General features: G+C 63.2%; 13 protein-coding genes. 5 read left to right on the top strand and 8 right to left on the bottom strand.

Annotated elements, in window-relative coordinates; genetic code table 11:
• Window positions 1–46 precede the first annotated feature (46 nt).
• From BUE15_RS04850 to BUE15_RS22265, 5 genes are all read right to left on the bottom strand, one after another.
• Entirely contained in the window at window positions 47–811 is a 765-nt protein-coding gene (locus BUE15_RS04850; protein WP_073281691.1) for a hypothetical protein, read from the bottom strand.
• 81 nt (window positions 812–892) lie between these two features.
• Window positions 893–1,789, bottom strand: coding sequence for an ABC transporter ATP-binding protein (locus tag BUE15_RS04845; RefSeq protein ID WP_073281689.1), 897 nt, complete (start codon window positions 1,787–1,789; stop codon window positions 893–895).
• Between the two features lie 218 nt (window positions 1,790–2,007).
• Entirely contained in the window at window positions 2,008–3,762 is a 1,755-nt protein-coding gene (locus tag BUE15_RS04840; RefSeq protein ID WP_073281687.1) for a M14 family zinc carboxypeptidase, read from the bottom strand.
• A gap of 70 nt (window positions 3,763–3,832) precedes the next feature.
• Complete coding sequence (locus tag BUE15_RS04835) at window positions 3,833–4,273, bottom strand: DoxX family protein (RefSeq protein WP_073281685.1); 441 nt, start codon at window positions 4,271–4,273, stop codon at window positions 3,833–3,835.
• Between the two features lie 112 nt (window positions 4,274–4,385).
• Window positions 4,386–5,057 carry a hypothetical protein gene (locus BUE15_RS22265; RefSeq protein WP_073281683.1) on the bottom strand — a complete coding sequence of 224 codons (672 nt, stop codon included), beginning with the start codon at window positions 5,055–5,057 and terminating at the stop codon, window positions 4,386–4,388.
• Between the two features lie 156 nt (window positions 5,058–5,213).
• On the opposite strand from BUE15_RS22265, the gene surE reads away from it, so the two are divergent.
• A complete protein-coding gene (gene surE, locus BUE15_RS04825; RefSeq protein WP_073281681.1) occupies window positions 5,214–6,089 on the top strand; it encodes a 5'/3'-nucleotidase SurE in 876 nt (291 codons plus the stop codon).
• 497 nt (window positions 6,090–6,586) lie between these two features.
• On the opposite strand, the gene BUE15_RS04820 is transcribed toward surE, so the two are convergent.
• Window positions 6,587–7,948 carry a sensor histidine kinase gene (locus BUE15_RS04820; protein ID WP_073281679.1) on the bottom strand — a complete coding sequence of 454 codons (1,362 nt, stop codon included), beginning with the start codon at window positions 7,946–7,948 and terminating at the stop codon, window positions 6,587–6,589.
• 113 nt (window positions 7,949–8,061) lie between these two features.
• Between BUE15_RS04820 and BUE15_RS04815 the strand changes: the two genes are divergently transcribed.
• A complete protein-coding gene (locus BUE15_RS04815) occupies window positions 8,062–8,436 on the top strand; it encodes a four helix bundle protein (protein WP_244535877.1) in 375 nt (124 codons plus the stop codon).
• A gap of 77 nt (window positions 8,437–8,513) precedes the next feature.
• Here BUE15_RS04815 and BUE15_RS04810 read toward each other — a convergent pair whose 3' ends face one another.
• Complete coding sequence (locus BUE15_RS04810; protein ID WP_073281677.1) at window positions 8,514–9,194, bottom strand: response regulator transcription factor; 681 nt, start codon at window positions 9,192–9,194, stop codon at window positions 8,514–8,516.
• Between the two features lie 165 nt (window positions 9,195–9,359).
• Here BUE15_RS04810 and BUE15_RS04805 point away from each other — a divergent pair, with 165 nt between their 5' ends.
• The 3 genes from BUE15_RS04805 to BUE15_RS04795 all read left to right on the top strand — a co-directional run bounded on the left by BUE15_RS04805 (window position 9,360) and on the right by BUE15_RS04795 (window position 11,980).
• Complete coding sequence (locus tag BUE15_RS04805; protein WP_073281675.1) at window positions 9,360–9,908, top strand: histidine phosphatase family protein; 549 nt, start codon at window positions 9,360–9,362, stop codon at window positions 9,906–9,908.
• 144 nt (window positions 9,909–10,052) lie between these two features.
• The gene (locus BUE15_RS04800; RefSeq protein WP_396276093.1) at window positions 10,053–11,417 is read left to right on the top strand and encodes a M20/M25/M40 family metallo-hydrolase; all 1,365 of its coding nucleotides are present in this window, start codon (window positions 10,053–10,055) and stop codon (window positions 11,415–11,417) included.
• Between the two features lie 26 nt (window positions 11,418–11,443).
• Window positions 11,444–11,980: a 2'-5' RNA ligase family protein gene (locus tag BUE15_RS04795; RefSeq protein ID WP_073281671.1), complete on the top strand. Its 537-nt coding sequence runs from the start codon at window positions 11,444–11,446 to the stop codon at window positions 11,978–11,980.
• A gap of 71 nt (window positions 11,981–12,051) precedes the next feature.
• Here BUE15_RS04795 and BUE15_RS04790 read toward each other — a convergent pair whose 3' ends face one another.
• Entirely contained in the window at window positions 12,052–12,879 is an 828-nt protein-coding gene (locus BUE15_RS04790) for an OmpA/MotB family protein (RefSeq protein WP_073281934.1), read from the bottom strand.
• Window positions 12,880–12,954 lie beyond the last annotated feature (75 nt).

Below are 12,954 nucleotides of genomic sequence, written 5' to 3'. Positions count from 1 at the left end.
GATTCAGTATGCGCTAATCCGCCACCCCACCACCCCACTACTCCACCTACAAGTCCCGGCTGCGCAGCAGCAGGTAGCTCAGGGCCCAGAACAGGGCCATGTAAGCCAGCGCCAATGGCAGCGCCTGAGTGGGCAGTAGGGCCAGCGAAGGGCCGGCTACCGTGTCCAGCAGCTCCTGGCCAGGCATGGGGGTGAGGCTGTTGAATATTTTGGCGGGCAGGTAGCGGTCCAACTCATCGGGCAGCGAAAGGCGCAGCAGCGGCTCGGCCACCCACAGATACAGCAGAAACACCAGAATGGCGGCCCCGCTGCGGCGTACCAGCACGGCTACCAGTGCTGCCAGCGCCAGCAGCCCCAGCACCTGCGCGCCGTAGAACAGCACGGCCGGCAAGCCGGCTGCCGCTTGGTCAACGGTAGCCGCGGCGCGCGTCAGGCCAAAGTAGAACCCCACGCCCAGCACCACCAGCATCCCAAAACCGGCCAGCACCCCCGATGCGGCCAGCTTCCCCTGCACCAGCTCGCCCACGGAAGCTCCATCAATAACCTGCTGGCGAAAAGTGCGGAACTGAAATTCGTCGGTAATCAGAATGATGAGCAGTACGCCCAGCAGCATGGTGAAGTAGCTGGCTACGTAGGCCAGCTTGCTCCACAGCGCCGGAAACACATACAACGACTGCCCCAGCTGCTGCCCGTTCAAGGTTACGTTGCCGCCGGCTCCCACAAACAGCATGAGCAGCACCGCATACGCCAGCAGAATAATCCAGACGGTGCGATAAGGCAGGATCTTACGGAGTTCAGGACGGAAAAGCATGTACTTGAATCGAGGAGAAAAAGGGTAGGAAGGTTGCTCAGCAACCAGGGAGACTTTGGGGTTCCGGGTGCCTGGCGCTGGCTACTTGGTGAGCTCCAGGAACTGCGCTTCTAGGCTGCGGTGGCGGATTTCGAGGCCAGCCAGCACCAGGCCCTGCTCAAACAGCGCCCGGTTCACATCGGCGGGGCCGTGGCTGGCGGCAAGGGCCGCACTGAGGATGCCGCCGGTTTCTGCGCGCACATCCGTCACCCAGGGCAACACGGTGAGAGCCTGCTGTACCAGCGCGGCCGGAGTGTCGGGAGCCGGCCGGAGCAGCACCCGGTCGGCGGTGGCCAGAATGTTGCCGACCGGCCCGGCGGCCCGCAGCTCGCCGCGCTGCAGCACGGCTACGTGCGTGCACACTTTCTCAATCTCATCCAGCAGGTGGCTGGCCAGGATGATGGTTTTGCCCTCGGCGGCGAGGCGCTGCACCAGGCTGCGCACCTCGGCAATGCCCTGCGGGTCGAGGCCGTTGGTGGGCTCATCGAGCACCAGCACTTCGGGGTTGCCGAGCAGGGTAGAGGCCAGGGCCAGCCGCTGTTTCATGCCCAGCGAAAAGCCCCGAAATGCGTCGTGCTGGCGCGTGCCCAGCCCCACACTGTCCAGTGCCTGATCTACGCTGCGCGGGTCGGCCTGCTTGATGTCGGCGGCCAGCAGCAGGTTCTGGCGGGCCGAGAGGTAGGGGAAAAAGTTGGGCGTTTCGAGCAGCGCCCCGATGCGGCGGCGGTTGGCGGCCGTCGGTTCCTGCCCAAACCAGCGCACCGTGCCACCCGAAGCCCGCAACACGCCCAGCGCAATGCCCAGCGTAGTGGTTTTGCCGCTGCCATTGGGGCCCAGCAGGCCATATACGCTGCCCGGTTCCACCTGCAGCGTCAGGCCCTTGAGCGCCGTGGTGCCACCGTAGGTTTTGGAAAGATTATCGAGTTCGAGAATAGCCATGCGGGCAAGCTAGGGAAGGAAAAGGAGGCTGCAATATCAGCATGTCATTTCAGCACTTTAGAACGTCATTCCGAGCGGAGCGCAGCGGAGTCGAGTCGAGGAATCTCGCGTGCTACGGTTGGGGTAGTAATTATTACCACACTAGCGAGATTCCTCGGCTGCGGCTCCGCCTTCGCTCGGAATGACGGTCTACTACTCGGGATGACGTTCTGCGAGCCTTACTCCACCGTCGGCAGAGCGCCGCCCAGCCAGCGGGCCACGGGGTAGCGCAGGTGGGTCTGCTCGTAGTGCGGCGACTGGCGGTAGATCCAGTCGAGCTGGGCCGCGCCGCTGGCCGCGAAGGCCGGGTTCTGCTGCTTCAGCTTCTCCAGCCGCTCCCGCAACGCCGGGTCCTGGCGGAGCAGGGTGGCGGCCACATCCTCAAACACATAATCGGAGAAGTACTCCTTCTGCTGCAGAATACCGTCGAAAAAGCCCCAGGCAAAAAACGAGTCGGTGGCCTGCGGCTCCAGCGTTTCGATGAGGTAGCGGGCCGCGGGCTGGTCGAGCAGCGCTACGTAGTCGCCCTGGCGGAAGGCCAGCGGCTGCTGGGTGGGGCGCAGCTCCACAGCGCTGTGCAGGTAATGGCCTTCGTAGGGCCGCTGGCCGGTTTTGTAGTCCTGGATGTAGTAGACTTCAGCGGTGAGCGTGGTGTCGCGGCGCAGGCGGCGCAGCTGCACGCCCGACAGGCGCAGGCGGTCCACAACTTCGCCCCAGGCCTGCGGAATAAGGTAGGCCACCGGCCGCTGCACCTGCACGGTGGGCCGGAACGTGTTGTAATAGGGTATCTGCCGCGAGAAAGGCGCCTTCCGGTCGTAGTAGAGGCGGGGCTGGCCGCTCACGTCGCTGGGTTTCAGGCGGCCTTCGTAGCCCAGAAACGCGGTTTTTTCGGCGGCGGTAGTATCCAGCTTCCAGGCCAGCGGGAAGGTGGTCTGGGTCTGGAGCTGCTGCTGCGCCTCGGTGCGGGCCTGGGCCAGCGCGTCTTTCTGCTGCCCCACGGCCTGCACCAGCAGCTCCAGAAAGTCGTACTGCGCCTTCACGCGGGGCGCATAGGCCTTCAGCATATGCGTTTCCGTCACGAAGCCGATGGTATTGAACAGCGTGGTGTAGCCGGTGGAGTAGCGGGGCGTTTCCAGGAAGCCCCTGAGCCCGCGCGCATCGGGCGTGCGGCCCTCGAAGTCCACGTAGGGCGTCATTGGGGTGTTGCGCTTGGCCATACCGCTATACAAAGCCGGCAGCAGCTGGCGCTGCATGTACTGGCTCAGGGCCGGATGCAGCTTGTCCTTCTGCGTAGCAATCAGCGTCATGACGTGTTGGTAGTCGGCGCCGTTGGAGGTGTGCGTGTCCACGAACACATCGGGCTGCCAGCGCTGAAACAGCTGCGCAAACGAGCGGGCATTGCGCGAATCCTGCTTGATGTAGTCCCGGTTCAGGTCGAGGTTGCGGGGGTTGCCGCGGAAGCCATACGATTCGGGGCCGTTCTGGTTGGTGCGGGTCGTGGAGTTGCGGTTCAGCGAGCCATCCACGTTATACACCGGAATAATGACCAGTGTAACGTGCGTGAGCTGCTGCCGGAGCTTTTTCTGCTGCACATAGTCGCGGGCCAGCATCATGGCGGCGTCAATGCCTTCCGGCTCGCCGGGATGAATGCCGTTCTGGATGAACACCACGCGGCGGCCCTTGGCCCGCACCGAGGCCGGGTCGGCGTCGCCATCGAGGCTGACCACTACTTCATGCAGCGGCAGGCCGTTGTCGGAGAAGCCGGCCGCGCGCATCGTTATTTCGGGGTAGGCCGCATCCAGCTGCTGATAGTAGCGGATGCACTCGGCGTAGGTGGTCGTGGTGTTGCCGTTGCCTCGCTCGTAGGGCGTGCGCCAGTCGGTTTTGGGGGGCGCGGAAGTCAGCAGCAGGGTGGAAAGCAGGAAAGAAAGCATGCGGCAAAGGAAGGAAAACCAAACGGCTTCCCGGCTATGCCGCTACCGGCCCCGCCAAAACCCGCGCCGCCTAATACAACCGCCGCAGCGTACGGGTCGGAAACAGCATCTGGTCGAGGCTGTAGCGGCCGGGACCGGTGAAGAGCAGCCCCAGAAACAGAAAAGCCGCTTCCAACGCGTGCGAATACGCCCCGAAAGCGTCGCCGCTGCTGATATGCATCACCGTAGCCATTACCATCGTGCCCAGCAGCAGGGCGCAGGCAATCCGGAAAAACAACCCCAGCGCCAGCAGCTGCCCGCCCACGGCTTCGGCCACGGCCGCCATGAATCCCCAAAACACCGGCGCGAAATCCAGGCCCACTACCTTCATTGCCCCGCCCACCTGTGCCCACATTTCGGGGCCGCCTGTCAGCTTCGGATACCCATGAATCGTGAACATGACCCCGATACCAACACGCAGCAGCAACAAACCCAAATCGTGGGTACGGTAGCGGTTTTCAAACAGAACCATAACGAAAAGCAGAAGGCCGGGATAGAGGGTAGGGCAGCGCCCCGGCTCCCGGAGCGGCTTGCGTTGCCAAAGTACAATATTTACCAAGCACTACAAGCCCTATCCTGCCTTTCTACTGGTAAAGTAATACCCCTGTGATGCGCGCGGCCGGCGGAATATCGGCCGAACTCATCTCGGCCGGATGCTTGTCCGGCAAGGAGTTCGGGTCAATCACCCAGGCTATTTTTACTTCGCCCGAAACCGCCGCAAAACCGGCCGGCGTGTCGCGCACCTTGGTCAGGCCCAGGTTCTGGCGCGCCGCCCCAAACGGCGAACCCACCCCAATGCCCTCGGCCGTGCGGTATTGCGGATCATAGATGCGAATGCGCCGCAGCCGGTAGCCACTGGCCGCATCCCCGATGAGGTGCAGCACGCTGGGCGGCGCACTGGGCTGCTGGGCATCGCGCAGCTCGTAGGCGGGCAGCTCCCGGCCCTTGTCCAGGTAGGTAGTAGGGCGGAGCAAACCCGGCGAAATCAGCCGCTTGATCTGGTCTTCGCGCATGCCCAGGCGCAGACGCCCCGCCTGGCCCGGACTAATCAGATGCAGCGAGTCGGGCAGGCGCGCCCCGGCCGAGGTGGCCGCGCCCGGCTGCGCCGCCACAGACGTAGAACCCGGCTCCAGCGTGGCCGGATCGGTGGCCCCGGCGGCGGGCACGAAGGGCGGCCCGGCCGGGTCGGTAGCCTGCCGCGACTCACAGGCCCCCAGGCCCGCCGACAGCACAGCCGAAGCCAGCGCCGTAATCAAAAAAGAAAAACAAGTTGCCATAGCCTGCATACGCTCCCCGCAAAGCACTTGTTGAGCTGTTCTGGCCGCCCGGGCAGCGCCCAGTGCGGCGCGCGGGCCCACCGCCGCCGCCCGGGCTGCGTACCTTTACCTTCCTTTCCGTTCACTACATCGTTTTTGCCCGTGACTGCCCCCGACCCAAAGCCCCTGATTCTGATTTCCAACGACGACGGCATCACCGCGCCCGGCATTGCCGCGCTGGTACGCGTTATGCGCCGCATCGGCGAGGTAGTGGTAGTGGCGCCCAACTCCCCGCAGTCGGGCATGGGCCACGCCATCACCATCGGCACCTCCCTGCGCCTCGACCCCAGCACCATTTTCGAGGGCATTGAGGCCTATGAGTGCAGCGGCACCCCCGCCGACTGCGTGAAACTCGCCAAGCACCACGTCCTGAAAGACCGTCAGCCCGATTTAGTGGTTTCGGGCATCAATCATGGCTCCAATTCGTCGGTGAATGTGCTGTATTCCGGCACCATGTCGGCCGCCATTGAGGCGGCTATCGAAGGGCTGCCCGCCATCGGCTTCTCGCTCTGCGAATACGGCCACAACGCCCATTTCGAGCACACCGAAGCCTGGATTGAGCACATTGTGCGGCAGGCGCTGCAACACGGCATCCCGGCCGGCACCGCCCTGAACGTGAACATCCCCAAAAAGTCCGACGAGCCGATTGCCGGTATCCGGGTGTGCCGCCAGGCCCGCGCCCGCTGGCAGGAAGAGTTCGACCTGCGCCACGACCCGCACAACCGTCCTTACTACTGGCTGATCGGGGAGTTCGTGAACCTCGACCAGGGCACCGACACCGACGAATGGGCCCTCGCCAACAATTTCATCTCGCTCGTGCCCTGTCAGTTTGATTTGACGGCGCATCATGCCATCAGCGGCCTGAATGCAAGCTGGCACTTAGGCCCCAGCTTCCCCACCGAAGAGAAGCCGGCCCCGCACGTAGGCAGCGCCACCCCCGCCCCCGGCGAATCGGCCGAAGGCCTGGGCTAACACACCCACAAGCCAGCCACAGCCCGCCTGATCTAGCGTCAGGCGGGCTGTTTCGTGTAGAACGCACCCTGTTATTCCGCCGGTCCGACGCCACCAGGCGTCCGACCGGTCTGCTTCATGCTGACACCCGTGCGGCCAGAACCCGGCCCAACCGCTCACAAGCACGCAGGCGTGCAGTTGGCACCGGTCGGACGCCTGGTGGCGTCGGACCGGAACCAGTTCTAGCAGCCTTCATACTGCTTCTACCACTCTTCTCACCGCTTCTAGCACCTTTCACATCGGTTCTAGCAGTTCTCACACCGCTTCTAGCACCTTTCACATCGGTTCTAGCAGTTCTCACACCGCTTCTAGCACCTTTCACACCTCTTCTAGCACTCTTCACATCGGTTCTAGCAGTTCTCACACCTCTTCTAGCAGTCTTCACACCGCTTCTAGCACTTTTCACACCGCTGCGACGCGTGGTAGAAGCGTAGAGGGGCGTGGCCGGGGCGGGTGGCTCAGGCGTCGGCAGGAGTGGAGCGGGCCGGCCCGAACTCCAGCACGAAGCAGCTGCCCTTGCCGATTTCCGAGGTGGCCGTGAGTGTGGCTTCGTGGAAGGCCGCAATGGTGCGGGCAATGGGCAGGCCCAGCCCGTAGCCCTCTGGGGCCGCCGCCCCGCCCGCATGAAACCGCCGAAACCGGTCGAAGAGGTGGGGCAGGTGCTCGGGCGCGATGCCGGGGCCGGTATCGGCCACGCGGAGGCGGTAGCCGCCCCCGGGCAGGGGCTGGCCGCTCACGACGATGTCGCCGCCCGGGCGGTTGTATTTGATGGCGTTGCTGAGCAGGTTGAGCAGCAGCGTGAAAAGCAGCGAGTGGTTGGCGCGGGTCACCAGGTAGTCGGGGGCCAGCTGCATGCGCAGGTGCAGCTCACGCTGGGCCAGCCGGTCGTCGAGCTCGTTCAGCACCTCGGCCAGCACCGCCAGCAGGCTCACGGTTTCCTCGCGCAAAAACTGCTCGTTTTCGATGTTGGCGATGAGCAGCAGCGTGCGCACGGTGTTGCGCAGGCGGTAGAGCGTCTTCTGCGACTCCACAATCTGGAGCGAGTGGGCGTGGCTGAGGTCGGGGTCCTGGAGCAGGTTTTCGAACCGGGATTGTAGGATGCTCACCGGCGTCAGGAGCTCGTGTGACACGTTGCTCATAAACTCGCGCTCCTTCTCAAAGGCCGACTGCATCTGGTGCATCATTTCGTTGAGGCTGTCGTCGAGGCGGCGGAAATCAGTGGTAGACGTGGGAATGGGGGCGAAGGGGAAAGCCGAGGGGTGGCGCACGTTGCGCAGCTTGCGCGTAATCAGCTCGCCCAGGGGCCGGAGCAGAAAGCGGGCAAAAGCCGCATCGGTGAGAATGGTCAGCAGCGCGCCCACTACCAGCACCCACAGCGCCAGCCGCCGCAGCGTGGCTTCCAGCAGTTCCACCGTCGCCAAGGACGACCCGATTTCGAGGTGATAGGGCCGTTGCTGCGCCTGGAAGTGGTAGCTCAGAATCCGGAAGTCTTCGGTGGCCTGCTCCAGCTGCCGGGGCTCATTGAAGAGCGTTTCGCGGGGCAAGACTCGGGGCGGGCCGGGGTCGGGGGTGAGCGTAATGAACTCCTGCCGCAGAATGTTGTAGTCGGCGTAGGCCTGGTTTTGCTCCTGCCGGATAAAGGCCGCCAACCCGTCGCGGGCAATCAGGTCCAGCACTTGCTGCTTTTTCTCGTGCAGGCGCTGGTCGGTGTGGTCGACGGCTATGCGGCTCACCACCGGCGGAATCACGACGACGCCCAGCAGCACCAGCAGCAGCTTGGAAAGGGCATTGAACAGGGCCAGCTTGGTTTCTAAGCGCATGCCTCGGGGGGAGAGTAACTGAGTAGCGGAGTAACTGAGTAAAAGCAGGTGTGGAGGTATAGCGTAGCGGAGTGAAGATGGTATCTTCCCTGCGGGTTATACTGTAATGATGCATGATGGATATAGACGATAAGGCGGCGCGGAACGAGGCGTTTCGGAACCGGACCAAGGTGGCGGCCCTGCGCATTATTCAGGTAGTAGAACAGCTGCCGCGCACCCCGGCCGCCGATGTGCTGGGTAAACAAATTCTGCGCTCGGCTACCTCCGTTGCCGCTAACTACCGGGCCGCTTGCCGTGGCCGCTCCGCCGCCGAGTTCTTTGCCAAGCTCAGTATCTGCGTGGAAGAAGCCGACGAAACTCAACTGTGGCTGGAGCTGCTCGGCGACGCAAACCTGGTGCCCAAAGCCCGGCTGTCGGCCCTGGAACTGGAATACGCCCAAATCACCGCCATTCTCACCAAAGCCCGAAAAACAGCCTCGGGAGAGTAGCGGAGTAACTGAGTAGGTTGGGGAGGATGGGGGGCAAGTAGCAGCTTTACTCAGTTACTCCGCTACTCCGCTACTCTCTACTCAGTTACTCGATAGCCAATGCCGCGCACGGTTTCCAGGAAGTCGGCGGGGGCGAAGAGGGTGAGTTTTTTGCGGATGTTCTTGATGTGGACGTCGATGTAGTTGGAGTCGGAGTCGTCTTCGAGGATGTTGCCCCACAGATGCTCGCCCAGCTGCAGGCGCGTGAGCACGCGGTTTTTGTGGAGCACGAGGTAGTGCAGCAAGTCGAACTCCTTTTTGGTGAGCGGCACTTCCTGCTCGCCGTGGCGCAGCACGCGGCTCGTCACGTCCATCTGAAAGCCACTTCCAAAGCTGATTTCCTGGCGCTTCAGCCCAAACTTGCGCCGCGTAATGGCCTGCATCCGGCTCTGCAGCTCCAGCAGCGAAAAAGGTTTGGGCAGGTAGTCGTCGGCGCCCAGGTCGAGGCCTTTGATTCGGTCGTGCAGGTCGCCGCGGGCCGTCAGGATGATGAAGGAAGCCTCCTGCCGATCGTTCTGGTGGCTTTCGCGCAGCAGATTCAGGCCGTCGCCGTCGGGCAGGCCCAGGTCCAGCAGCACAAAATCGTAGCTGTTGACAAAGAGCTTTTCCGAGGCTTCGGCAAACGTGAAGGCCGAATCGACGAGATACTGGGAGTGCAGCAGAAACTGCCGGATTTCCTGCTGCAGGCTTTTTTCGTCTTCAACAATCAGAACGTGCATGAGAAAAGGCTTGATGAGGCTGCAACATACGCGCTGCCGCCGTGAAGAACGTATGAAGCCGCTCCTTTGGCTGCGGCGCCGCCCGGCATGAGGCGCCGGACGCCTATCTTTCGCGCCGAAACCGGCCGGTAGTGGCCGGCCGGCCATTGTTTAAGCACTTGCCCTATGACTTTCGCTGTTCTGCGTCGTTCTGCTTTTTTGTTTCTGCTGCCGGGAGTATGGCTGCTGGCCGGCAGCTGCAGCCAACCGGCCCAGCGGGCAGGCCTGGGGCAAACGGTTGTATACGTAGTGCGCCACGGCGAAAAAGACCTCACGCCCGGCCTCACCGACCCGCCCCTGACCCCGGCCGGACAGCAGCGGGCCATAGCATTGCGCACCAAAATTCTGGCTCAGGCGCGGCCTACGGTTATTTTCAGCACCGCCACCACGCGCACCCGCGCCACCGTGCAGCCCCTCGCCGATGAGCGCAAGCTGCCCCTGCAGACCTACGACGCCAAGCAGCCGGCCGCGCTGGCCGCCCGTATCCGCCGCGACTACCAGGGGCAGACGGCGGTGGTAGTGGGGCACTCCAATACCATTCTGGAAGCCGTGGAAGCGCTAGGCGCCAAGCGCCCGGTAGCTACCGTGCCGGATGAGCAGTATGGCTACCTGTTCCGGGTGACGCTCCCGCAGGATTCCACGCAGGCGGCCACCGTCGAGACGCAGATGTACTAAGCCCGGCCGGCGGCGCTCTGCTGCAACCTGCCGCTTTTTTCGGCTACTTTACCCGGCCGCCGCTCCTGCAAAAGGGCTTGCGGCTCGTTTTCTCCCTGATTCTTCCTTATGCGCACTTCTTTCCGCTCTCTGGCGCTGGCCGGCCTGCTACTAGCCGGCGCCGGCTCTGCCACCGCTCAGTCTACGGCTGCTTCCGCGACCAAAACCGACTCGCTCAACATCCGCAAAATCTATGATGAGGCGCTGCTGCGGGGCCGGAGCTACGAGGCGCTACGCGACCTGTGCACCCGCATCGGGGGGCGCCTGAGTGGCTCGCCGCAGGCAGAGCAGGCCGTGCAGTGGGGCAAGATGGAAATGGAAAAGATGGGCCTGGACCGGGTGTATCTGCAGGAAGTGATGGTGCCGCACTGGGTGCGGGGCGCGCAGGAAAAGGCCCGCGCTACCGGCGCCAAAGGCCGTGGCATCGACTTCAACGTGTGCGCGCTCGGAGGCTCAGTGGGCACCAAAGGCAAGCTGAAAGCGCAGGTAGTAGAAGTGAAAAGCATGGCCGAACTGGCGGCGCTACCCGCTGAGAAAGTGCGCGGCAAGTTCGTGTTCTTCAACCGGCCTATGAACCCGACCTACATGGAAACCGGCCATGCCTACGGCGAGGCTGGCGACCAGCGCCGCATTGGGGCAGTGGAGGCGGCCAAGCGCGGGGCCATCGGTGCTTTGGTGCGCAGCCTCACCCTCGCCCACGACGACTTCCCGCACACGGGCACCATGCGCTACGAAGACGGCGTGGCGCAGGTGCCGGCCGCGGCCCTCAGCACCAACGGCGCCGACCAGCTCAGCCAGCTCCTGAAAGCCGACCCCGACCTGAACTTCGAGCTGGAAATGGCCTGCCAGACCCTGCCTGAAGCGAAGAGCTACAACGTCATCGGCGAAATCAAGGGCTCGAAATACCCCGATGAAATCATTACGGTGGGCGGCCACCTCGACTCCTGGGACCTGGGCCAGGGCGCCCACGACGACGGCACCGGCTGCGTGCAAAGCATGGAAGTGCTGCGCCTGCTGAAAGCCACCGGCCTCAAACCGGAGCGCACCGTGCGGGCCGTGCTCTTCATGAATGAGGAAAACGGCGTGCGGGGCGGCAACAAGTACGCCGAAGTAGCCAAGGCGTCGCAGGAGAAGCATCTGGCGGCTATGGAGTCGGATGGGGGAGGCTTTACGCCGCGCGGCTTCAATCTGGAGGCTGATGCGGCCACCGTGCGCAAGGTGCAGCGCTGGCAGCCCTTGCTGCGCCCCTACGGTAGCGCTGAGTTCAACCCGGGCCATTCCGGCACCGACATTGGCCCGCTGAAAGGCCAAGCCAAGCTCCTCATCGGCTTCGACTGCGACTCGCAACGCTACTTCGACATCCACCACACCGCTGCCGATACCTTCGATAAGGTAAACCGCCGGGAACTGGAGCTGGGTGGTGCCAGCATGGCCGCATTGGTGTATCTGCTGAGCAAGTATGGGTTGTAGGCTGGTGATTCTAGCTTCCTAAGCGAATGAATCTTTACCTCGTGGCGCTGCTGCCGCCGGAGCCGGTGCGGCAGCAGGTCTGGGAACTGAAACAGGAGGTGCACCACCGCACCGGCAGCCGCAACGCCGTCCGGCTGCCGCCGCATATCACGCTGGTGCCGCCCACGCGCCAGCCGGCAGCATTTGCCGCCGAAGCCGGGGTTGTACTGCGGGATTTCGCGGCGACGCAGCCGCCGTTTTCCGTTGGGTTGCAGGATTTCAACTGGTTCGGGAACCGCACGTTGTTTGTGGAGGTGGTGCAGACGGAGGCGCTCCAGGCTTTTCACACAGAACTGACAGCGTGGTGCGCCCGGCAGTTACCAGCCGTGCCCCGGGAGGCGCGGCCCTTCCGGCCCCACATGACCCTGGCCACCCGCGACCTGCCCGCCGCTCAGGTACCGGAGTTACGCCAGGACTTTGCCGCCCGCCGCTACGAGGCCACATTTGCCGTGACGGCCTTTGAGCTGTTCCGCCACGATGGACAGCGTTGGGTGGGAATAGAGACGTTTCATCTCGTTGGGTAGCTATAAAAAAGCGGCTGCCTCCTCAGGAAGCAGCCGCTTTTTTATGGAAAACTATTGATCAGGCCGAAGGGCTAGTTGGCTTCCAGAATCTGGAAAAGCTCATCAAGCTTGGGCGTGAGGATGATTTCGGTGCGGCGGTTCAGGGCCTTGTTGGCGGGCGAGTCGTTTTGAGCGACGGGTACATACATAGCTCGGCCCGAGGGCGTCACCTGGCCCGCCGGCAAGCCCGCTTCGGTCAGGATACGCGTGATTTCGGTGGCGCGCAGCACGCTCAGGTCCCAGTTGTCTTTGGCGCCGCTCACCACACCTTTCAGCGGTACGTTGTCGGTGTGGCCTTCCACCAGCACGTTCACGTCCTGGTTGCCTTTCAGGGCCGTGGCCAGCTTTTTCAGCGCGTCCTGGCCTTTGGGGTCTACTTTCGTGGAGCCCGACTTGAACAGCAGCTGCTCCGACAGCGACACATAAACTTTGCCGTTTTTCACGTTTACCTGCAGGTCCTGGGCATTGAAGCCCAGCAGCGCGTCGCCTACTTTCTGGCGCAGGGCCTTCACGGCGGCATCTTTCTGCTCCAGAATCCGCTGCATTTCGGCAATGCGCTGTTCTTTGGAGCGCAGGTCGGCGGAGAGGGCCGAGTTGGCCTGCTGCGCGCCGCTGAGGTTGTCGTTGAGCTGATTTACCTGCTGGCTCTTGTTGAGCAGGCTGGAGCGCATGGCCTCTTCGTTGCGGGATTTTTCCTGCTCCAGGGCCGTTTTCTGGGCCTGAAGCTGGTCGCGGGAAGAAGTGAGGGCGGAATTTTGCTGCTGCAGGGCCGCAATTTCTTTGGCGTTGCAGCCGCCAAGCAGCAGCGAGCCAACACCACATAACATGACCAATGAAGCACGCATGGGGAACCTATTCATGAGCATAAAGCGGAAAAGTGAAACGTAGCGCGGAGAGTGCGCTGTCGGGCTTCAAACGGACGGGCCAGGGCCGGA

Origin of the sequence: Hymenobacter psychrotolerans DSM 18569 (genome assembly GCF_900142395.1) — a bacterium.
Classification (GTDB): Bacteria; Bacteroidota; Bacteroidia; order Cytophagales; family Hymenobacteraceae; genus Hymenobacter; species Hymenobacter psychrotolerans.
This window is presented reverse-complemented; position numbering and strand designations above follow the sequence as displayed.